Below are 19,927 nucleotides of genomic sequence, written 5' to 3'. Positions count from 1 at the left end.
GCGCATGTTTAAAAAAATTCTGATTGCCAACCGGGGTGAAATTGCCTGTCGCGTCATGCGCACTGCGCAGCAGATGGGCATCCAATGTGTCGCCATCTATTCTGATGCAGACGCGAATGCCCAGCATGTGCACATGGCGGATGAAGCCTATCATATCGGCCCCAGCCCTGTGGCGGAAAGCTATTTGAAGGCCGACAAGATCATTGAGATCGTCAAGCGCACGGGCGTGGAAGCAGTGCATCCGGGCTATGGCTTTCTCTCGGAAAATCCGGACTTTGTGGAAGCGCTAGAAGCCAACAATATCCGCTTTATCGGCCCCTCTGCCGATGAGATCCGTAAAATGGGCCTGAAGGATGCGGCCAAGGCGTTGATGGAGGAAGCTGGCGTGCCCGTGGTGCCCGGCTATCATGGCGACAATCAGGACGCAGATTTCCTCGCGGCAGAAGCCGAAAAGATCGGCTATCCGGTGCTGATCAAAGCCCGCGCGGGCGGCGGCGGCAAAGGCATGCGCCGTGTGGATGACCCGAAGGATTTCGCCTCGGCGCTGGAAGGGGCCATACGCGAGGGCCAGTCCAGCTTTGGTGATCCGCGGGTACTGATTGAAAAATACATCACCACCCCGCGCCACATCGAAATTCAGGTCTTTGGCGACGATCATGGCAATGCCGTCCATCTGTTCGAGCGCGATTGCTCGCTGCAACGCCGGCACCAAAAGGTGATTGAAGAAGCCCCCGCGCCGGGCATGACCGAAGAGATGCGCAACGCCATGGGCGAGGCGGCTGTCCGTGCGGCCAAAGCCATCAATTATTCCGGCGCTGGCACGGTGGAATTTATCATCGATGCCGCCAACGGGCTCAACCCGAACGGCTTCTATTTTATGGAAATGAACACCCGCCTGCAGGTCGAGCATCCGGTCACCGAGCTGATCACCGGACAGGATCTGGTGGCCTGGCAATTGCGCGTCGCCAGCGGAGAACATCTGCCCATGGCGCAGGAGGAGTTGCGCATCAATGGATGGGCCTTCGAAGCCCGCCTCTATGCCGAGGATGTGCCCAAAGGCTTTCTCCCCGCCACCGGCAAATTGCAGCATTTGGCGCTGGATGACCAAACCGCCCGCATTGATTCCGGGGTGGCCACCGGCGATGAAATCTCGCCCTTTTACGATCCGATGATTGCCAAAATCATTGTGCACGCCAATGACCGGGCGGAAGCCTTGCAAAAGCTCAACAAGGCCTTGGGCAATAGCGAAATTGTCGGGCTGGTCACCAATAAGGACTTTCTGAAAGCCCTCACCGAACATCAGGATTTTGCGCAAGGCAAGGTGGATACGGGCCTGATTGACCGCGATCTCGACGCGCTGATCCAGCCTGCCCCGCTCCCCGCCGAAACCATCGCCGCCGCCTTCATCGTGGCCAGCAATCTGGCCCAAAAGCCCAGCGCCGATATCTGGCAGAGCGTACCTGCTTATCGCGCCTGGCCCGGCGAAAGCCTGCCCCTGCATCTGCACCACGCCGACCGCGAAATCATCGGCCGCATCAAGCTTTTGGAGGGTGCCTATAAAGTTGGGTTTGACAAGCAAACCGTTGAGGTGAAATCGGCCAAGTTGGACGGGGATCGCTTGGTGCTGAACTTCGGTGACCACCAGCAAAAAATGCGGCTGCATCAGACCCATAATCAGCTCACCCTGTTTGCCGATGGCCAACGCCACCAGTTCGACATTGTCGAAGTGGAATTGGCCGAAGACGCCACCAGCGGCGACCATGTGATCTCGCCCATGCCGGGGGCGATTGTTGACCTTAAGGCCAAAGCCGGGCAGGCGGTGCAAAAGGGCGACAAGCTGATCACCATTGAGGCGATGAAAATGGAACACGCGCTCGCCGCGCCGCGCGATGGGGTGGTGGCCGAAGTGCTGGTGTCCCTCGGCGATCAGGTGCAAGATGGGGCGATGCTGGTCACGCTGGAGCCGGAAGATGAGTGATCCCGTTACCATTTTTGAAATGGGCCCACGCGACGGGCTGCAAAATGAAAAAAAGCTGATCGACACCGCCGATAAAATCAAGCTGGTGAATTTGCTGTCCGATTGCGGTTTCAGTAAAATCGAAGTCACCAGCTTTGTCTCGCCCAAATGGGTGCCGCAAATGGCCGACGCGGCAGACGTGCTGGCGGGCATTAATCGCAACCCGGCCATCGCCTATGCGGCGCTCACGCCCAATCTGCGCGGCTATGAAGGCGCAAAAGCCGCCCGTGCTGACGAAGTCGCCATCTTCGCCTCGGCCTCGGAAGGCTTCAGCCAGAAAAACATCAATTGCTCCATCGATGAGAGCCTAGATCGCTTTGCCCCCGTGCTCGCCGCCGCTCGAAAAGACAATATCCCCGTGCGCGGCTATGTCTCCTGCGTCACCGATTGCCCCTATGACGGCCCCACGCCGCCCGAAAACACCGCCCGCGTCGCCAAAGCACTTTATGATATGGGCTGCTATGAAATCAGCCTCGGCGACACCATTGGCGCCGCCACCGCCGAAACCACATCCCTGATGCTACAAGCGGTGCAACAAGTCGTCCCTATCGCAAAATTGGCCGGACACTTCCACGACACCCACGCCCGCGCGCTGGACAATATCGAAGTGTGCCTCGGCTATGGCCTGCGCACCTTCGACGCCGCCGTCGGCGGCCTCGGTGGCTGCCCCTACGCCCCCGGCGCCAAAGGCAATGTCGCCACCGAAAAAGTCGCCAACCTCTTGCGCAGCAAAGGCTTCGCCACCGGCCTCGACCTTGAAAAACTCGCCAAAGCCAGCCAATTTGCCCAAAACCTAAAGGGATAAAATGATTGCGCTGACCGAAGAGTTGAAAGAGCAGCTTTACCGCCTAGAGGAAGACTTGTGGCGCGCCGAAACCCGCTATAATCGTGCGGAAATGGACAAATGCTTTGCCCCAGATTTTTTCGAGTTCGGCCGCTCAGGCCGCACCTACACGCGGGACGAGCTGCTGCGGGCAGCAGGCGAAACAGGCGAAATCCCCGTCCGTTTGCCGCTCCCAAATTTCAAAATCACCGCCATCGACGAAAATAGCGTGCTGGTCACCTATCTGAGCGAACTGACCCGCCACGGCACAACCGAACGCGCCAACCGCGCTTCGCTCTGGACCAAAACCAACGATCAATGGCAGCTCCGCTTTAATCAGGGCACGCCATGTCCCTAGCCAATCTCACTAAGCCGCAAAAGCTCTCACCTGGCGATAAGGTTGCCGTGGTCTCCCCCTCCTGGGGCGGTGCGGGGCAGTTTCCCCATCGCTATGAGGCGGGCAAACGCCAATTGGCTGAAGTCTTCGGCGTCGAGGTGGTGGATATGCCCCATGCCACAAAACCGGCAGAATGGGTGGCGCAAAACCCCAAAGCGCGAGCTGAAGATCTGATGACCGCTTTCGCGGACCCATCAGTCAAAGCGATCATCACCGCCATTGGGGGCGACGATTCTATTCGATTGCTGCCTTATCTCGACGGGCAGGTGATCGTCGACAATCCAAAAATCTTCATGGGCTATTCTGACACCACCATATTGCATTTCGCTTGCCTGAAAGCGGGCCTCTCCAGCTTCTATGGCCCGGCCATAATGGCCGGATTTGGCGAAAATGGCGGCATCTTTCCCTATATGGAGCAGGCCGTGTGCAAATGTCTGTTTTCCAGCGAACCGGTGGGCGCGGTGCCCGCCGCCACGGAATGGACCGTCGAAATGCTCGATTGGGCCAAGCCAGAATTGCAAAGCCAAAAGCGAAAAGTGCAACGCGCTTTGGGCCGCACCTGCCTGCAAGGCAGCGGCAAAGTGCAGGGGCGATTGATAGGCGGCTGTATTGATGTGCTGCCCATGCTGGTCGGCACCAGCATCTGGCCTGATGCCGAATTGTTTGACGACGCCATCCTGTTTATTGAAACCTCTGAAGATGCCCCCGCGCCCGATGCGATCAAACGCATTTTGCGCAATCTGGGTGTGCAGGGCGTTTTCGATCGGTTGAACGGTATTCTGATCGGCCGCCCCGGAGGCGGCGTTAGCGATTTGCGCCAATATGACCGCGCCACCCAGGAAGTGGTGCGCGACGAGTTTGCTCAACCTGACCTGCCCATCATGGCACAGATGGATTTCGGCCACACCGATCCCATGTGTGTGCTGCCCTATGGCGCTCTAGCTGAAATAGATTGCGACAATCTTCAATTTTCCATTCTTGAACGCGCTTGCCGCGAGGATTGACCATGCCCAACTACACCACCATCTCACTGGAAACCGATGAACAAGGCGTCGCCACGCTGACGCTGAATCGTGCCGAAAAACACAATGCCATGAGCGCGGATATGATTGCTGAGCTCACCGCTGCGGCGGCTGAGATTAATCGAGATAAGGCGATCCGCGTGGTGGTGCTCACGGGCGCGGGCAAGAGCTTTTGTGCCGGCGGTGACCTCAACTGGATGCGCGAGCAATTTGACGCGGATCGGGCGACCCGCATGGCCGAAGCGAAAAAGCTGGCCATGATGCTCTTCGCGCTAAATACGCTGGAGAAGCCGCTGATTGGCAAGGTCAATGGCAATGCCTTTGGCGGCGGCGTCGGCATGATGGCGGTGTGCGATATTGTGGTGGCGGCAGATCACGCCAAATTCGGCCTCACCGAAACCAAGCTGGGCCTGATCCCTGCCACCATCAGTCCTTATGTGTTAGCGCGCATGGGTGAGGGCAATGCTCGTCAGGTCTTCTTCTCAGCCGCTCTGCTTGGGCCAGATCGGGCGCAACAATTGGGTCTTGTGGCCAAATCAGTGCCCTTTGAACTGCTGGATGAGGCCGTCGAAGCTGAAATCAAACCCTATTTCGCCACCTCGCCGCAGGCCGTCACCGCCGCGAAAAAACTCGCCCGTCAACTTGGCCCGCGGCTGGATGAAGCGCTGATTGACGACACCATCCGCCAATTGGCCGACACTTGGGAAACACCAGACGCGCAAGAAGGCATCGGTGCGTTTTTCGATAAGCGCAAAGCCAATTGGGTGAGATAGGCCAACAAATCCACCACCCTGTCATTACCGGGCTTCACCCGGTAATCCAATTGCGACCAGCGCCATAGCTCTTCCTATGCGAATTCTATTTCCCTCCCCCTTGTGGGGCGGGATCAAGGGCTGGGGGATTGCTGCGGTAATGTAGAACAGGGCGAGATCGTTTGGCTGAGGCCTAGATTGAAATGATTATTTGCCCTTATTCACAAACGCCGCCACCGCATCCTTGTGCGCGTCTGAATGGTGGCAGGTGCCTTGCACGAGAGCGGTATGATCCAAAAAGTCAGAAAGATTCATCTGCTGAGCTTTGCGCATCAGCAATTTTGATTGCCGCACTTGATAGCGTGGTTTGGCGGCAATTTCTTGTGCCAGTGTGGTGGCTCGGTCCATCAATTGGTCGGCAGGCACAGTATCCAGCAGAAAGCCGATGTCTTTGGCCTCTAGGGCGTCAAATAGCCTTCCGGTAAAGGTCAGTTCTGCCGCACGTTGATAGCCCACCACGCGCTGCAAGAAATAAGCGCCGCCATCGCCGGGGATCAGCCCCATATTGACGAAATTTTCGCCAAACCGTGCATGGTCTGCGGCGATGCGGATGTCGCACATGGCGGTCAGGTCAAAGCCTGCGCCTACGGCCACGCCATTGATCGCGGCGATTACGGGCACGCTCAGTTCGGCAAATTTCATCGGAATGCGTTGGATGGTGGCCTTATAGGCCGCCGCGATATCGTCCACCCCGCCAGAAAACATGCCCGTGCGTTCGTGCATGTCTTTCACATTGCCGCCAGATGAAAAGCCTTTGCCAGTGCCTGTAAGGATCACGCAACAAACGTCTGGGCTCGCCTCGGCCCAATCAAGGGTATCGATAATATCGTCGATCAGGTTGGTGCCGGTGAGGGCGTTCAACACGTCCTCACGGCAAAATGTCAGCGTGGCCACGCCCGCATCCAAACTTAATTTGGCATCGGTGAGCGTGGGCAAGCTCATCTGATTAGTCCAAAGCCGCTGTCAGCTCAGGCACCAGCGTGAACAAATCGCCCACAAGGCCATAATCAGCCACAGAGAAAATAGGGGCATCTTCATCGGTGTTGATCGCCACGATGGTGGTGCTGTCCTTCATGCCTGCCAAGTGCTGGATTGCGCCAGAAATGCCGATGGCGATATAAAGCTTAGGTGCCACAACCTTGCCGGTTTGGCCCACTTGCCAATCGTTCGGGGCATAGCCCGCATCCACCGCTGCGCGAGAGGCACCAAGCGCAGCGCCCAGCTTGTCAGCCAAAGGCTCAAGCAGTTCGTTGAACTTCTCCTTGGAGCCGAAAGCACGACCGCCAGAAACAACAACTTTGGCGCTCGCCAATTCAACCCGGTCGCCCCCGGCCAATTGCTCGCTTTTAAAGCTGGAGATTGCATTGTCCGGGGCTTTGTCCACGGCTTCAACGCTGCCACTGCCATCCAGTGCGGCCGCTTCAAATGCGGTAGTGCGCACGGTGATCACCTTTTTGGCGTCGCTGGTCTGCACTTTCTGGAACGCATTGCCTGCATAAATCGGACGCACAAACGTATCGCCACTCACCACTTCGGTAATGTCAGAAATCTGCATCACATCAAGCAAGGCCGCCACGCGGGGCAGGGTGTTTTTCCAGTTTGAGGTGGCCGGGGCCACAATCGCATCATAGCCGTCGGCTAAGGAGACGATTAGATCGGCCACTGGCTCAGCCAATTGATTGGCAAATGCGGCATTGTCTGCATGCAGCACTTTGCCTGCACCGGCGATTTTTGCTGCTTCCGCTGCCACATCGCCTGCGCCTTCGCCAGCCACCAACACATCAAAGCCGTCGCCCAATTGCGCTGCTGCGCTGGCCGCGCGCAAGGTGGCTTCGTTCAAGCTTTTATTGTCATGTTCAGCAATCAAAAGTGTCGTCATTAGATTGCCCCCGCTTCGTTCTTCAATTTATCAACCAGCTCTGCAACAGAACCCACTTTAATGCCCGCTTTGCGTTTTGGCGGTTCGGTGGTTTCAAGAACGGTCAAACGGTTTTTTATCTCAACGCCAAAATCGCCTGGCTCTTTAACGTCCAAAGGCTTTTTCTTCGCCTTCATAATGTTCGGCAAAGAGGCATAGCGCGGCTCATTGAGACGCAAATCTGTGGTGATGATCGCGGGCAGCGAGAGCGATACGGTTTGCAAACCGCCATCCACTTCGCGGGTCACATCTACACCATTGTCGTTGAGTTCAACAGTGTAAGCAAAAGTGCCTTGGCCCCAGCCGAGTAGCGCGCCCAGCATTTGGCCTGTTTGGTTGGCATCATCATCAATGGCCTGCTTGCCCAAAATCACCAAATGTGGCTGTTCTTCATCCACAACAGCTTTCAGCAATTTGGCCACATCAAGCGGCTCAACAGTTTCATCTGTCTTGATCAGAATGCCGCGATCAGCGCCCATGGCCAAACCGGTGCGCAAAGTCTCTTGCGCCTTGTCTGGGCCGATCGACACCACGATCACTTCTTCTGCTTTGCCAGCTTCTTTCAGCTTCAACGCCTCTTCAACGGCAATCTCGTCAAAGGGGTTCATGCTCATTTTCACATTGGCGAGGTCAACGCCAGAACCATCCGCTTTCACGCGGATTTTGACGTTGTAATCAACGACCCGTTTCACGGGCACAAGAATTTTCATCTTATCGGTCTCCGTATTTGTTTAAGCGGCAATCTAAACAATCTCGATTGCCATGGCCGTTGCTTCGCCCCCACCAATACAAAGCGACGCAACACCTCGTTTTTTAGAGGTGTGTTCAAGTGCATGCAAGAGCGTTACGAGAATACGGGCGCCAGAAGCGCCAATTGGGTGGCCAAGGGCGCAAGCGCCGCCGTGAATATTGACGCGATCTGCGTCGATTTTTAAATCATGCATCGCCGCGAGGGTCACCACGGCAAAGGCCTCGTTGATTTCCCAAAGATCTACATCATCCACGGCCCAGCCGATCTTGTCGATCAGCTTTTGCATGGCAGGCACAGGCGCAGTGGTGAACCAGCCTGGCTCATGCGCATGGCTTTGATGGGCGATAATCCGTGCGCGGATGTTCAAGCCTTTTGCTTTGGCATCGCTTTCCCGCATCAGCACCAACGCCGCCGCTCCATCAGAAATGGAAGACGCATTGGCTGCAGTCACGGTCCCGTCTTTAGCAAAGGCTGGGCGCAAGCTAGGAATTTTGTCCGGGCGGGCATTGCCGGGCTGCTCGTCTTGTTCCACCACAGTGTCACCCTTGCGGCTTTTAACGGTCACAGGGGTGATTTCTTTGGCAAACGCGCCGCTTTCCTGCGCTTTCAAAGCCTTGTTCAACGAGTTGAGGGCAAACTCATCTTGTTGCTCACGGCTAAAGCTATATTTTCCGGCGCAGTTCTCAGCAAATTGGCCCATCAATTCGTGCTCACCATATGCATTTTGCAACCCGTCAAAAAACATATGGTCAATCACTTCGGTGTGGCCCATGCGGGCACCACCACGCATTTTGGGCAACAAATAAGGCGCATTGGTCATGCTTTCCATGCCACCAGCCACAGCAATGTTGCCATTGCCTGCTTTGAGTTGGTCATGGGCCAGCATCACAGCCTTCATGCCAGAGCCGCACACTTTTGAAATGGTGGTGGAAGGTGTGCCAAGGGTTAGCCCCGCGCCCAAAGCGGCTTGCCGCGCCGGGGCTTGGCCGACGCCAGCATTCAGCACATTGCCCATCAGCACTTCAGAGATATCTCCCGGTTTCAGGCCTGCGCGCTCCACAGCAGATTTAATGGCGGCTGCGCCCAATTCGGGGGCGGTCACTGTGCCCAAATCGCCTTGCAACCCACCCATTGGGGTGCGGGCTGCATCAACAATTACAATATGATCCGTCATGAAATGCTCCTATCGCGGTTGCAAGCGCACCGCGCCATCCAAGCGAATGGTCTCGCCATTCAACATGGTGTTGATGATGATATGTTCAACAAGCTTGGCAAAGTCTTCGGGATGGCCCAACCGTTTAGGAAACGGCGTATTCTCTGCCAAAGAATCCTGCACCTCTTGCGAAAAGCCTTTCATCATCGGGGTTAAAAAGATGCCCGGCGCAATCGAGAGCACCCGCACGCCATCGCGCGACAAGTCCCGCGCCATCGGTAGGGTCATGCCTACAATACCGCCCTTAGATGCGGAATAAGCAATTTGGCCAATCTGCCCCTCATAGGCGGCAACCGATGCCGTGTTGATGATCACACCGCGCTCGCCTTCGCTGCCCACACCGTCAAGTTTCACCATGCCCGCTGCTGATTGCGATGCGCAGTTAAAACTGCCGATCAAATTAACGCCCAAAGTTTTCGCAAACAGGCCCGCATCATGTGGGTTGCCTTCGCGGTCCACGGTTTTGGCGCCCGGCGCAATGCCCGCGCAATTTACCATTGCCCGTTCTTGTCCCAACTGGCCGCGCACATGCTCAAAGCCCTGCGCCACGCTCTCGCTATCTGACACATCAACTTTGGCAAATGCCCCGCCAATATCGTCGGCCACTTTCTGCCCGGCTTCTTCGTTCAAATCGAAAATGCCAACGCTTGCGCCCAAAACGGCCAAATGCCGCGCCACGCCTTCGCCCAAACCGGATGCGCCGCCCGAAACAACGACGGTTAGCTTGTCATCAATATGCATAATTATTCACCCTTGAAATTGGCGTCGCGTTTTTCGCTAAACGCAGACATGCCTTCTTTTTGGTCGTGGCTGGAGAACAAGCCGTGGAAGCTGCGGCGTTCAAACAAAACGCCTTCGGTCAAGCCGCCCTCAAGCGCGCGGTTCACCGCTTCCTTGCCCGCCATCACAGAGAGTTTGCCAAATCCGGCAATCTCTTTGGCGATGTTCATCACTTCATCCACCAAGCTGCCAGCATCAAAAACCCGCGCCGCCAAATTGCAGCGCTCCGCTTCCGTGGCGTCCATCATGCGGCCAGTCAAAATCATGTCCATGGCTTTATATTTGCCCACGGCCTTGGTCAGCCGTTGCGACCCGCCCATGCCGGGGATAACCCCGAGCTTGATTTCTGGCTGGCCGAACTTGGCGCGGTCACCTGCATAGATCACATCGCACATCATCGCCAACTCGCAGCCGCCGCCAAGGGCATAGCCGTTCACCGCCGCCAAAATCGGCGTGCGAATGCGCGACAGGCGATCCCACCCGGCAAACCAATCTGCGTTCAGCATGTCGGTTGCGGTTTTGTCTTGCATTTCTTTAATGTCTGCCCCGGCGGCAAATGCTTTTTCTGATCCGGTGATCACAAAGCAGCCCACATTCGGGTCGCGATCATATTGCTCAAGCGCGGAGGCAACGGCCTCCATCACCTCTAAATTGAGCGCATTCAGGGCGTCCGGTCGATTGAGGGTGATCTTGACCACCCGCTCGACCTGCTCCACCAAAATAACATCGGTCATCACGCTGTCCTTTACCTCGATCATAATTAGAAATGAATGCGCCTAGTTTTTACCAAGCGCATCCAAATCGTTGATGATGCCGGAAAAATCGTGCCCCACGCCGTGTTTTTCGACAAACTTTTCATACAATGATGTGGCGTGCGCGCCAAGGGGGGTCACCCCGTCGCTCTGTGCCGCCGCATCTTGGCTCAGCTTCAAATCTTTCAGCATCAAGCTCGCATCAAAACCTGGCTTATAGTCCCGGTCAGCGGGGCTTTCAGGCCCAACGCCCGGCACCGGACAATATGTATTCACGCTCCAGCAAGAGCCGGATGATGTGGAAATGACATCAAATAATGCGGATTTATCGAGGTTGAGCTTGTCCGCAAGGTTAAATGCTTCCGCCGCCCCGATCATGGAAATAGCCAACAGCATATTGTTACAAATCTTGGCCGCTTGTCCCGCGCCGCCTTCGCCGCAATGCACGGCCTTTTGTCCCATAATGTCGAACAGCGGCTTGGCCTTGCCATAGGCATCGTCGCTGCCGCCCACCATAAAGGTTAGGGTGCCCGCTTCCGCGCCGCCCACGCCACCAGATACGGGCGCATCAAGGCTCAACATGCCTGCCTCTTTCGCCATAGCGTGCGCCTCTTCGGCGCTTTTCACATCAATGGTCGAACAGTCAAGGAAAACAGTGCCCTTATTGGCCAGCCCCAAAAGTTGCTTATAAACGCTCAGCACAATATTGCCGTTCGGCAACATGGTGATCACAGCGTCAGCGCCTTCCACCGCGCCTTCGGCGCTGTGCGCCAGCTTCACGCCATGCGCCGCTGCCTTTTGGGCAATCTCTTGGTTCAGGTCAAAGCCGAGCACTTCGTGCCCGGCGGTGGTGAGGTTGGCCGCCATGGGGCCACCCATATTGCCCAATCCGATAAATGCAATTTTCATCTTGTCCTCCCAAAGACAGGCCGAAAAACGGCTATTTCAGTTTCAGCTCTTTGTCCCCAAGCGGCTTAAACATGGCGTCCACCATTTGCTCCGTCACTTGGTCAAGTGTTGCAGGCACCCATTGCGGATTGCGATCCTTTTCAATAATCGCGGCGCGAATGCCTTCGTAAAAATTGAACTCATAAAGCGAGGCATCCGCATAGCGGAATTCCTGCCCCAAACAAGGTTCGATGCTGTCCATATTCTTGGCGTCATTGATGGCGCGGAACGTGGACTTCACTGAAAGCGGGCACTGGCGCTTCAAAACCTTCAGGGCCTTTTGCGCAAACTCGCTTTCATCCGCTTCAATCGCTGCCATCGCTTCGTCAAAACTCTTGCCGTCAAACCAGTCAGCAATCTGCGTGTGGTGCCAGCGTGCATCGCCCTCTGGCGGTGTTGCCGCATGGGCTTTGATCAACTCATCCACATCGCCACCTGCCAAAATGGCCTCTTTCAGCGCGTTAAACTTGTCCTCCGGTACGTAATAATCCGCAAATCCACAATAGATGGCATCATCGGCAGTCATGCGCCCGCCGGTCAACCCGTAGAAATACCCTAAGCCGCCCGGTGCGCGAGACAGCAAATAGGTGCCGCCCACATCGGGCAAAAAGCCAATGCCGGTTTCCGGCATAGAGATAATGGAATTGTCGGTCACGATCCGGTGGCTGCCATGGGCCGAAACGCCCACGCCACCACCCATAATAAAGCCATGCATCATGGCCACATAGGGCTTGGTGTAATTCTCGATCAGGGCGTTCAATTCATATTCGTCGCGCCAAAATTGCATCACGCCATCATGGTCGGTGCGGCCATTTTCATAAACCGCTTGAATGTCGCCGCCTGCGCAAAAAGCGCGGTCACCCGCGCCTTCAATCAGCACTGCATGAATGTCTGGATCGCCTTGCCATGCTTTCATGGCTTCAAGCATATCCAGCACCATTTTATGGCTGAGCGCGTTCAAGGCTTTTGGGCGGTTGAGCACAATGTGCCCAACCCCATTTTGGCTCGAAATCAGAACGTCTTTGTCGCTCATTTTGCACTCAAAAGTTGCCGCGCCACAATCAGGCGCATGATTTCGTTGGTGCCTTCCAAAATCTGGTGCACCCGCAAATCCCGTACGATTTTCTCAATGCCATAATCAGCCAAATAGCCATAACCGCCATGCAACTGCAGCGCTTGGTTGGCCACATCGAAGGCGGTGTCGGTCACAAACCGTTTGGCCATGGCGCAATATTTGGTCGCCTCTGGCAATTGCTGGTCGTAAGTCCATGCTGCCTTGTAAAGGAAGGTGCGTGCCGCTTGCAGCTCAATTTCCATGTCGGCAAGGCGGAATTGCAGCGCCTGAAACTGGTTGATGCTTTTGCCAAAGGCTTTGCGCTCTTCCATATAGTTCAGCGTCTTGTCGAGCGCGGCTTGTGCCGCACCCAAGGCGCTGGCCGCAATGTTCAACCGTCCGCCATCAAGCCCCTTCATGGCATATTTGAACCCGTCGCCTTCCGTACCCAGCAAATTGCTGGCCGGCACGCGCACATTGTTCATCACCACTTCAGAGGTAGGCTGCACGTTCCAGCCCATCTTCTTTTCATTGGCGCCATAGCTCAGGCCTTCGGTGCCCTTTTCCACCAAGATGGCCGAAATGCCCTTCGGACCCTCTTCGCCGGTGCGCGCCATCACGATATAAAGATCAGACACGCCGCCACCAGAAATAAAGCTCTTGGTGCCACTGAGCACAAAGTGATCGCCGTCCCGTTTGGCTGTGGTTTTGAGCGCCGCCGCGTCCGAACCAGAACCCGGCTCGGTGAGGCAATAGCTGGCGACCTTGTCCATGGTGCAAAGCTGTGGCCCCCACGCTTGGCGCATTTCTTCGCTGCCAAAAGTGTCGATCATCCAAGCGCACATATTGTGGATGGAAAGGAACGAGGCCGTGGCCGGGCACCCATGAGACAGGGCTTCAAAAATCAGCGCCGCGTCCAGCCGCGTCAGGTCAGACCCGCCAATGTCGTCGCGCACATAAATGCCCGCCATGCCCAATTCGGCTGTTTGCTTGATCACATCCAGCGGAAAATGCTTGGCCTGATCCCATTCCACCGCGTTCGGCGCAATGTTCTCGGCGGCAAATTCCCGCGCCATATCAAAAATGGCGCTTTGTTCTTCGCTTAATGCAAAATCCATCTCGGATTACTCCATAACAGGAATGGTAAAGCTCGCGCCTTCTTTCACGCCAGAAGGCCAACGCGAGGTCACAGTTTTGGTGCGCGTATAGAAGCGGAACGCATCCGGGCCGTGCTGGTTCAAGTCGCCAAAGCCAGAGCGCTTCCAGCCACCAAAGGTGTAATAAGCGAGCGGCACGGGGATCGGCACGTTCACGCCGACCATGCCCACATTGATCCGGTGGGTGAAGTCACGCGCGGTGTCGCCATCGCGGGTGAAGATCGCAACGCCATTGCCATATTCATGGCGCATGGCATAGCCCACCGCATCCTCATAAGTTTCTGCCCGCATCACAGAAAGCACAGGGCCGAAAATCTCTTCTTTATAGATGTCCATGCCTTCGGTCACATGGTCAAACAGGCAAGGGCCGATGAAAAATCCGTTGGGATTGGTGCTGTGCTTAAAGCCGCGCCCATCCACAACCAGGTCTGCGCCTTCTTCAACGCCCTTATCCACCAGCCCGGTCACGCGCTTCAGCGCATCCCCGGTCACCAGCGGGCCAAAGTCCACATCATCGCCTTCCGTGTAAGGGCCAACCCGCAGCGCTTCCACGCGGGGTTTCAGCGCCGCCACCAATTTGTCGGCAGTTTCCTTGCCCACAGGCACGGCAACAGAAATGGCCATGCAGCGTTCACCCGCCGCGCCATAGCCAGCGCCCACCAGCGCATCCACCGCTTGGTCAATGTCCGCATCGGGCATAATGATCATATGGTTTTTCGCGCCACCAAAACATTGCACGCGCTTACCGTTGGCTGACCCGCGTGAATAGATATATTCCGCAATCGGGGTCGAGCCCACAAAGCCGATGGCCTGAATATCGTCATGGTCCAAAATACCGTCCACGGCTTCTTTGTCCCCATGCACCACATTCAATACGCCCTTGGGCAGGCCTGCTTCAATCATCAGTTCTGCCAGCATGTTCGGCACAGAGGGATCGCGCTCTGATGGCTTCAAAATAAACGCATTGCCCGCCGCAATCGCGGGGCAGAATTTCCACATTGGAATCATGGCCGGGAAGTTGAACGGCGTAATGCCCGCCACAACGCCCAAAGGTTGGCGCATGGAGTAAATGTCGATGCCAGTTGAGGCGGCAGCGCTATATTCGCCCTTCATAAAATGCGGCGCACCGATGGAAAACTCGGCCACTTCCAACCCGCGCACCACATCGCCTTTCGCATCGGGCAAGGTTTTGCCGTGCTCGCGTGACAGGGCTTCCGCCAGTTTGTCCATATCGCGGTGCAACAGCTCAACAAATTTCATCATCACGCGGCCACGCCGTTGGGCATTGGTGTTGCCCCACGCGATTTGCGCTTCCTTGGCGATTTCGATGGCTTTGGCCAATTCGTCCTTGCTGGCCAGCGGCACTTTGGCTTGCACGTCGCCAGTTGCCGGGTTCAACACATCGGCAAAGCGGCCAGATGTGCCTTTCACATGCTCGCCATTGATAAAGTGGGTGATCTCGTTCATTGCTCGGGCCTCCTCCAGATCCCTTGCGCGCAAAATCAGCTATCGCTGTGCGCTGCGCAAACTGCGCCTTAAAAACATATCGCCCGCATCATATTGTGCGTGAATGGGCGTTCAACAACAAATCAAGCAAAACCATTGTGCAAAAATACAGTAGCTATAGTGTAACACATCAGCTAATCTCACGCCATTATGCGCACCAATTGGGACGATTTTCGGTTTTTCCTCGCTGTGGCCCGCCACGGCACGCTCACTTTGGCCGCCGCCCAGCTGGGCGTCGATCACGCCACCGTGTCGCGCCGCATTGCCGCGCTGGAAGACAATATTAAAACCAAGCTGTTTCACCGCTCGCCCCAGGGCTATGCCTTGAGCGACGCCGGGCTCAAAATGCTGCCCATCGCCGAGCAGGTGGAAAGCGACGCCATGCGGGCCATTGATGAATTGAGCGACAAGCGGTCGGACCTGTCCGGCCCCGTGCGCATCGGCGCCCATGAAGGCGTGGCCAGTTTCCTGTTGGCCGAAGGCGCGGCAGAACTTTGCCGCCTGCACCCGCAATTGGAAGTGCAATTGATCACCGTGCCGCGCAACTTCTCGCTCTCCAAGCGCGAAGCTGATTTTGTGATCACCGGCTCACGGCCGCAAACCGGCCGCGTGAAGATCCGAAAGATCGCGTCCTATGCCCTGCATATTTATGGCGCGCAAACCTATCTCGATAATCACGCGGAAATCGTCACCCGCCGCGACCTGAAGCGCGTGCGCGGCATCGGCTATATTCCCGACATGATTTTCGACAAAGAACTGGATTATATCCCCAGCGTTGACCCCTCGCTCAAAGCCCACCTCACCGCCACCAGCCTGCATGTGCAAGTGCAATTGGCGGTTGATGGGGCCGGGGTCTGCATCCTGCCTGATTATATCGCTAAAGATCACACCAACCTGATTCCCATCCTGCCCGATGAGGTGGAGATCAAGCGCGATCTGTGGCTCACCATTCACGAAGATTTGGCCCATTTGACCCGTGTGCGCACGGTGGCCGATTTCATCACCAAAGATGTGCAACAGCGCCTGAAAGCAAGAGCATGACAAAGACCCGTTATTTTGAAGATTTGACCCTCGGCGAAAAATTCGAAACCGAAACCTACACGCTGACAGCCGAAAAAGTGCACGAATTCGCTTCAGAATATGACCCTCAATTCATCCATGTGAATGAGGACGAGGCGAAAGATGGCCCCTTCGGCACCATCATCGCCTCCGGCTGGCAAACCCTTTCCGCCACCATGCGCCTCATGGCGCTGATCAAGCCCTTCGGAAAAAACCCCTTGATTGGTATGCGTATTGACGACCTAAAATTCGCCGCCCCGGTCTATCCGGGCGAAAGCGTCACGGTGAAGGGCGAAATCGTCGAGCTCACCAAATCCCGCACCGCCCCGCGCGGCTATGTCGGCATTTTGCTGAACACGGTCAATCTCGACACCGGCAAGCTCGTCGCCACCCAAAAGTGGACCTGCCTGGTCCCGTGCCGCGAGGCGTAACATCCCCGTTTGCAGAGCGCCAACCTCCTCTCGACCGCCCCGGACTTGATCCGGGGCCACCCAGCAATGGTGAACGAGCACTACATCCGTCTCTATGCTTTGTTACAACCGCTACATGGATTACCGGATCAAGTCTGGTAATGACGTGAGGGGTGTTGCTTCGCCCTGCACAGCATATTAGCGGGGCACACATTGGCGGGGGTGCCGGGGACGGGAGCGCAGCGACCGGTGGCGGCAAGAAAAAATGGCGGGGGTGCCGGGGTAGTGAGCACCGCGAACGACGGCGGCGCGAAAAAAGAGCCGGGGGTGCCGGGGACGGGAGCGCAGCGACCGGTGGCGGCAAGAAAAAATGGCGGGGGTGCCGGGGTAGTGAGCAAAGCGAACGACGGCGGCGCGACAAAGAGCCGGGGTGCCGGGCCAGCCTGTCCGGCGCGAGGGCAGAAAAATGGGAGCACAGCGAACGATGGCGGCGTGTGAAAACCTTGGCAGAGCCAGCAAGCCCGCACATCATAAGCGCTAGCAAGTTCCTAACGCGCCTGTGCAAACGGCCTTGGCAGGTCATCAACCCCACCACCGGGTCATCCTCGGGCCTGACCCGAGGATCCATGCAGCATTGGCGGCTGGCGGATGTACTGTCCGCTGCGCGAAACCTGACGGAAACTGCGCGCCGCAACACACATGTTCACACGATCAACTTCCGTAACATCGTCAACGAAAATCGATCAAACAGCGACTTTGACAACAGATTGTTTACCTGAAAAGCGGCGCTAAGCGCGCGGGTTCCGTGATCCAGAACCCGCGCATTACCGTTAATTGGTCTGCAAACATCAATTACGGCGCTTAGCCAAACAAAGGTAAGTACAATGAAATCCATCCGCAAGATCGTGGCCACAATTGCCACAGCTTTCGCGCTCACCACAGCTGCGCAAGCGCAAACCATCGTTGAAATCGCTTCTGACGACGACCGCTTTTCAACCCTCGTCGCTGCTGTGTCTGCCGCTGGCTTGGTCGACACTTTGAACTCAGACGGTCCATTCACCGTCTATGCCCCGCTCAACTCAGCTTTCGACGCTTTGCCCGAGGGCACAGTTGAAACATTGCTCAAGCCGGAAAACAAAGATCAGCTCACCAATGTGTTGCTCTATCACGTTGATGATCGTCTGTTGCGTGCCGCTGATTTCCCGCACGGTTCGAACTATTTCAAGCCGGTTTTGACCAGCGAACGCCTGTGCATCACTTCTGATGGCAGCGGTGTCACCATTGCTGATGGTACAGGCGATGTGGCCAATGTGGTCGTTGCCAACATCCATGCGGACAATGGCGTGATCCATGTGATCGACAAAGTCCTCCTGCCCGGCACGCGCCCTGCCTGTCATTAAGCTTTAGGTTCGTCCCTCGACCTAGGCAGAAAAGCGGCCCCACCGCGGTGGCGCCGCTTTTTCATGCAAAATTGCAGTGTCAAATAAGTTGGCACTTTCTGATGCAAACTGACCAGAAAAGAATTCACTGAAATTCCAAAGCAATCTCTGTATAAATTCGCAATAATTTTCTAGAATTCTGATAAAATTCTGGCGTCGATTTCAGTTTTATGGAACCTAATTGCTCGCCCGCGCCACCTTGATCATGCTGCCAATAATCAGGAATGCACCTGAAATGAGCAGCAGGATGAAGCTAAGTGGCAAAAAGAAGCTTTCTTGCACAATCCGATCTGGGTTAACCCCACCACCGAAAATGAATGTTTCCACCAGCAAAGATGCGCCCGCACAAAGCAGCGCTGCAATGCCTAATATAATGAATTTATTGGCCATTTTTCTGCTCCTTTGGTTGTTGGCGCAACGCTAAGCAATGCGGATTGTTCCTCAGCCTCCGCAATATCTTGCGTAAAAAGTTTGGGAACCAAAAACGCGAGCTGCGCGTTTTTCTTGCATCTCATCTGTCGCCATTGAGGCGACGAAAGGAGGAAGAAATGCAAATTGTACTCGACGAAACACATGATCTGATCGCCGCAGAAAAAGTAGACGGTACAAAGGTTTACGATGTTGCAGGCGAGAAAATGGGCACGGTGAAATCCGTGATGATCAACAAGCGTACTGGTAAAGTGGCGCACGCGATCCTGTCCATCGGTGGCTTTCTGGGCATGGGCGAGGATTATCACACCGTGCCATGGGAAAAGCTCGATTACGACACTGAACTTGGTGGCTACAAACTCGATGTGCCCGAAGAGCAGCTGAAGTCGGCTCCAACCTTCTCAGCTGAAGAGGTCACAGCGTTGAATGACCGCGAGTTTGAGCATCGCGTCTATCATCACTTCGGCACACCACCTTATTTTATCTAGCAACTTCAAGCCGCTGCGCCGCATTTGGCGCGGCGGTGCCAATGTACGGGAGCCAGACATGCCCGCAAAATCTAAAGCACAGCAGAAAGCCGCTGGCATGGCATTGGCCGCCAAGCGCGGAGACATGAATGTCAGCGGTCTAGAAGGCGCAGCCAAAGAAATGTATGACAGTATGAGCGAAAATGAACTGCGCGAATTTGCCGAAACCGAACATGGTGACAAGCCAGAACATGTCGAAAATTAGATGTTTGTTCAGTGAGTTAACCTGAAGTATCTTGTGAAGTGAAAAGGCATAGTCCACACTTTTGACTTTCCATTTGGTCAAATAAGAATTGCCAAATGAAATTGTCACGCCAAGTTAAATGCGTTAACACCCTTGCCGACTAACTTGCTTGAGGGGAAGAAAGCATGACCACCCGTGACATCGTTTTGATCGCACTTTTCGCCGCCATTATGGCTGTTCTCGGGGTGTTTCCCCCAATCACGTTGCCGGTTATCGCCGTGCCCATCACCGCGCAATCTTTGGGCGTAATGCTCGCTGGTGGCGTGCTTGGCGCGAAGCGTGGCGCACTTTCGATGGTCCTTTTCTTGGCGCTGGTCGCCGTTGGCTTGCCGCTTCTTTCGGGTGGCCGTGGTGGCGTCGGCGTGTTTTTCGGCGCAAGCGGCGGCTTCTTGCTCGGTTGGATCGTGGCCGCCTTTGTGGTCGGCCTGCTGGTCGAGCGCTTCTGGAATAATCTCAACTATATCAATGCCTTTATCGCCAGCGTGGTGGGCGGCATTGTGTTGCTTTATGCCATTGGCATTCCGTGGATTTCTGTGGTCGCAGGCATTTCACTTGGCCAAGCCTTTACCGGCTCCATGGGCTTTATCCCCGGTGATCTGGTGAAAGCCGTGATCGCTGCATTGGTGATTGTGTCCGTTTCAAAATCCTACCCGATCATCAAGAAATAGG

General features: G+C 55.8%; 22 protein-coding genes. 11 read left to right on the top strand and 11 right to left on the bottom strand.

The window, feature by feature from the left end; all coding sequences use genetic code 11:
* The first annotated feature begins 4 nt into the window (after window positions 1–4).
* From ACP15Y_RS11205 to ACP15Y_RS11185, 5 genes are read left to right on the top strand one after another with little or no spacing between them, the layout of a single operon-like run.
* Window positions 5–1,978, top strand: a complete 1,974-nt coding sequence (locus ACP15Y_RS11205) for a biotin carboxylase N-terminal domain-containing protein (RefSeq protein WP_424983170.1) — start codon at window positions 5–7, stop codon at window positions 1,976–1,978.
* Complete coding sequence (locus ACP15Y_RS11200) at window positions 1,971–2,822, top strand: hydroxymethylglutaryl-CoA lyase (protein WP_424983168.1); 852 nt, start codon at window positions 1,971–1,973, stop codon at window positions 2,820–2,822. The genes ACP15Y_RS11205 and ACP15Y_RS11200 overlap by 8 nt, the downstream gene beginning before the upstream one ends.
* Before the next feature lies 1 nt (window position 2,823).
* Window positions 2,824–3,198 carry a DUF4440 domain-containing protein gene (locus ACP15Y_RS11195; protein ID WP_424983167.1) on the top strand — a complete coding sequence of 125 codons (375 nt, stop codon included), beginning with the start codon at window positions 2,824–2,826 and terminating at the stop codon, window positions 3,196–3,198.
* A complete protein-coding gene (locus tag ACP15Y_RS11190; protein WP_424983166.1) occupies window positions 3,189–4,241 on the top strand; it encodes a S66 family peptidase in 1,053 nt (350 codons plus the stop codon). Before ACP15Y_RS11195 ends, ACP15Y_RS11190 begins: the two co-directional genes overlap by 10 nt.
* 2 nt (window positions 4,242–4,243) lie before the next feature.
* Window positions 4,244–5,032, top strand: coding sequence for a crotonase/enoyl-CoA hydratase family protein (locus tag ACP15Y_RS11185; RefSeq protein ID WP_424983164.1), 789 nt, complete (start codon window positions 4,244–4,246; stop codon window positions 5,030–5,032).
* A gap of 186 nt (window positions 5,033–5,218) precedes the next feature.
* Here ACP15Y_RS11185 and ACP15Y_RS11180 read toward each other — a convergent pair whose 3' ends face one another.
* The 10 genes from ACP15Y_RS11180 to ACP15Y_RS11135 are packed head-to-tail and all read right to left on the bottom strand — an operon-like array spanning window position 5,219 to window position 15,111.
* A complete protein-coding gene (locus ACP15Y_RS11180) occupies window positions 5,219–6,013 on the bottom strand; it encodes an enoyl-CoA hydratase-related protein (RefSeq protein ID WP_424983163.1) in 795 nt (264 codons plus the stop codon).
* Window positions 6,014–6,017: 4 nt separating this feature from the next.
* The gene (locus ACP15Y_RS11175) at window positions 6,018–6,950 is read right to left on the bottom strand and encodes an electron transfer flavoprotein subunit alpha/FixB family protein (protein WP_424983162.1); all 933 of its coding nucleotides are present in this window, start codon (window positions 6,948–6,950) and stop codon (window positions 6,018–6,020) included.
* Complete coding sequence (locus ACP15Y_RS11170; RefSeq protein ID WP_424983161.1) at window positions 6,950–7,699, bottom strand: electron transfer flavoprotein subunit beta/FixA family protein; 750 nt, start codon at window positions 7,697–7,699, stop codon at window positions 6,950–6,952. The genes ACP15Y_RS11175 and ACP15Y_RS11170 overlap by 1 nt, the downstream gene beginning before the upstream one ends.
* A 33-nt stretch (window positions 7,700–7,732) precedes the next feature.
* Window positions 7,733–8,914 carry an acetyl-CoA C-acyltransferase gene (locus ACP15Y_RS11165; RefSeq protein ID WP_424983159.1) on the bottom strand — a complete coding sequence of 394 codons (1,182 nt, stop codon included), beginning with the start codon at window positions 8,912–8,914 and terminating at the stop codon, window positions 7,733–7,735.
* A 9-nt stretch (window positions 8,915–8,923) separates the two neighbouring features.
* Entirely contained in the window at window positions 8,924–9,694 is a 771-nt protein-coding gene (locus ACP15Y_RS11160; RefSeq protein ID WP_424983158.1) for an SDR family NAD(P)-dependent oxidoreductase, read from the bottom strand.
* Window positions 9,695–9,696: 2 nt separating this feature from the next.
* The gene (locus ACP15Y_RS11155) at window positions 9,697–10,470 is read right to left on the bottom strand and encodes an enoyl-CoA hydratase-related protein (protein ID WP_424983532.1); all 774 of its coding nucleotides are present in this window, start codon (window positions 10,468–10,470) and stop codon (window positions 9,697–9,699) included.
* Window positions 10,471–10,509: 39 nt separating this feature from the next.
* Entirely contained in the window at window positions 10,510–11,394 is an 885-nt protein-coding gene (mmsB, locus tag ACP15Y_RS11150; RefSeq protein WP_424983156.1) for a 3-hydroxyisobutyrate dehydrogenase, read from the bottom strand.
* Window positions 11,395–11,425: 31 nt separating this feature from the next.
* Window positions 11,426–12,466, bottom strand: a complete 1,041-nt coding sequence (locus ACP15Y_RS11145) for an enoyl-CoA hydratase/isomerase family protein (RefSeq protein WP_424983155.1) — start codon at window positions 12,464–12,466, stop codon at window positions 11,426–11,428.
* Window positions 12,463–13,605 carry an acyl-CoA dehydrogenase family protein gene (locus ACP15Y_RS11140; protein WP_424983154.1) on the bottom strand — a complete coding sequence of 381 codons (1,143 nt, stop codon included), beginning with the start codon at window positions 13,603–13,605 and terminating at the stop codon, window positions 12,463–12,465. The genes ACP15Y_RS11145 and ACP15Y_RS11140 overlap by 4 nt, the downstream gene beginning before the upstream one ends.
* A 6-nt stretch (window positions 13,606–13,611) precedes the next feature.
* Window positions 13,612–15,111: a CoA-acylating methylmalonate-semialdehyde dehydrogenase gene (locus ACP15Y_RS11135; RefSeq protein WP_424983153.1), complete on the bottom strand. Its 1,500-nt coding sequence runs from the start codon at window positions 15,109–15,111 to the stop codon at window positions 13,612–13,614.
* 189 nt (window positions 15,112–15,300) lie between these two features.
* On the opposite strand from ACP15Y_RS11135, the gene ACP15Y_RS11130 reads away from it, so the two are divergent.
* The 3 genes from ACP15Y_RS11130 to ACP15Y_RS11120 all read left to right on the top strand — a co-directional run bounded on the left by ACP15Y_RS11130 (window position 15,301) and on the right by ACP15Y_RS11120 (window position 18,019).
* Window positions 15,301–16,191, top strand: a complete 891-nt coding sequence (locus ACP15Y_RS11130) for a LysR family transcriptional regulator (RefSeq protein ID WP_424983152.1) — start codon at window positions 15,301–15,303, stop codon at window positions 16,189–16,191.
* Entirely contained in the window at window positions 16,188–16,640 is a 453-nt protein-coding gene (locus ACP15Y_RS11125) for a MaoC/PaaZ C-terminal domain-containing protein (protein WP_424983151.1), read from the top strand. Before ACP15Y_RS11130 ends, ACP15Y_RS11125 begins: the two co-directional genes overlap by 4 nt.
* Before the next feature lie 872 nt (window positions 16,641–17,512).
* Window positions 17,513–18,019, top strand: a complete 507-nt coding sequence (locus ACP15Y_RS11120; protein ID WP_424983531.1) for a fasciclin domain-containing protein — start codon at window positions 17,513–17,515, stop codon at window positions 18,017–18,019.
* A 216-nt stretch (window positions 18,020–18,235) separates the two neighbouring features.
* Here ACP15Y_RS11120 and ACP15Y_RS11115 read toward each other — a convergent pair whose 3' ends face one another.
* A complete protein-coding gene (locus tag ACP15Y_RS11115; protein WP_424983150.1) occupies window positions 18,236–18,448 on the bottom strand; it encodes a hypothetical protein in 213 nt (70 codons plus the stop codon).
* Window positions 18,449–18,606: 158 nt separating this feature from the next.
* Here ACP15Y_RS11115 and ACP15Y_RS11110 point away from each other — a divergent pair, with 158 nt between their 5' ends.
* The 3 genes from ACP15Y_RS11110 to ACP15Y_RS11100 all read left to right on the top strand — a co-directional run bounded on the left by ACP15Y_RS11110 (window position 18,607) and on the right by ACP15Y_RS11100 (window position 19,926).
* Complete coding sequence (locus ACP15Y_RS11110) at window positions 18,607–18,975, top strand: PRC-barrel domain-containing protein (protein ID WP_424983149.1); 369 nt, start codon at window positions 18,607–18,609, stop codon at window positions 18,973–18,975.
* A gap of 58 nt (window positions 18,976–19,033) precedes the next feature.
* Window positions 19,034–19,219 (top strand): DUF3008 family protein, encoded by a 186-nt coding sequence (locus ACP15Y_RS11105; RefSeq protein ID WP_424983148.1) that lies wholly within the window; start codon window positions 19,034–19,036, stop codon window positions 19,217–19,219.
* Between the two features lie 164 nt (window positions 19,220–19,383).
* A complete protein-coding gene (locus tag ACP15Y_RS11100; RefSeq protein ID WP_424983147.1) occupies window positions 19,384–19,926 on the top strand; it encodes a biotin transporter BioY in 543 nt (180 codons plus the stop codon).
* Window position 19,927: the final 1 nt, after the last annotated feature.

The sequence above is a fragment of the Maritalea sp. S77 genome, from assembly GCF_049801075.1.
Lineage (GTDB): Bacteria > Pseudomonadota > Alphaproteobacteria > Rhizobiales > Devosiaceae > Maritalea.
Note: the sequence above shows the minus strand (reverse complement) of the source record. Positions and strands in the feature narration are given on the sequence as shown.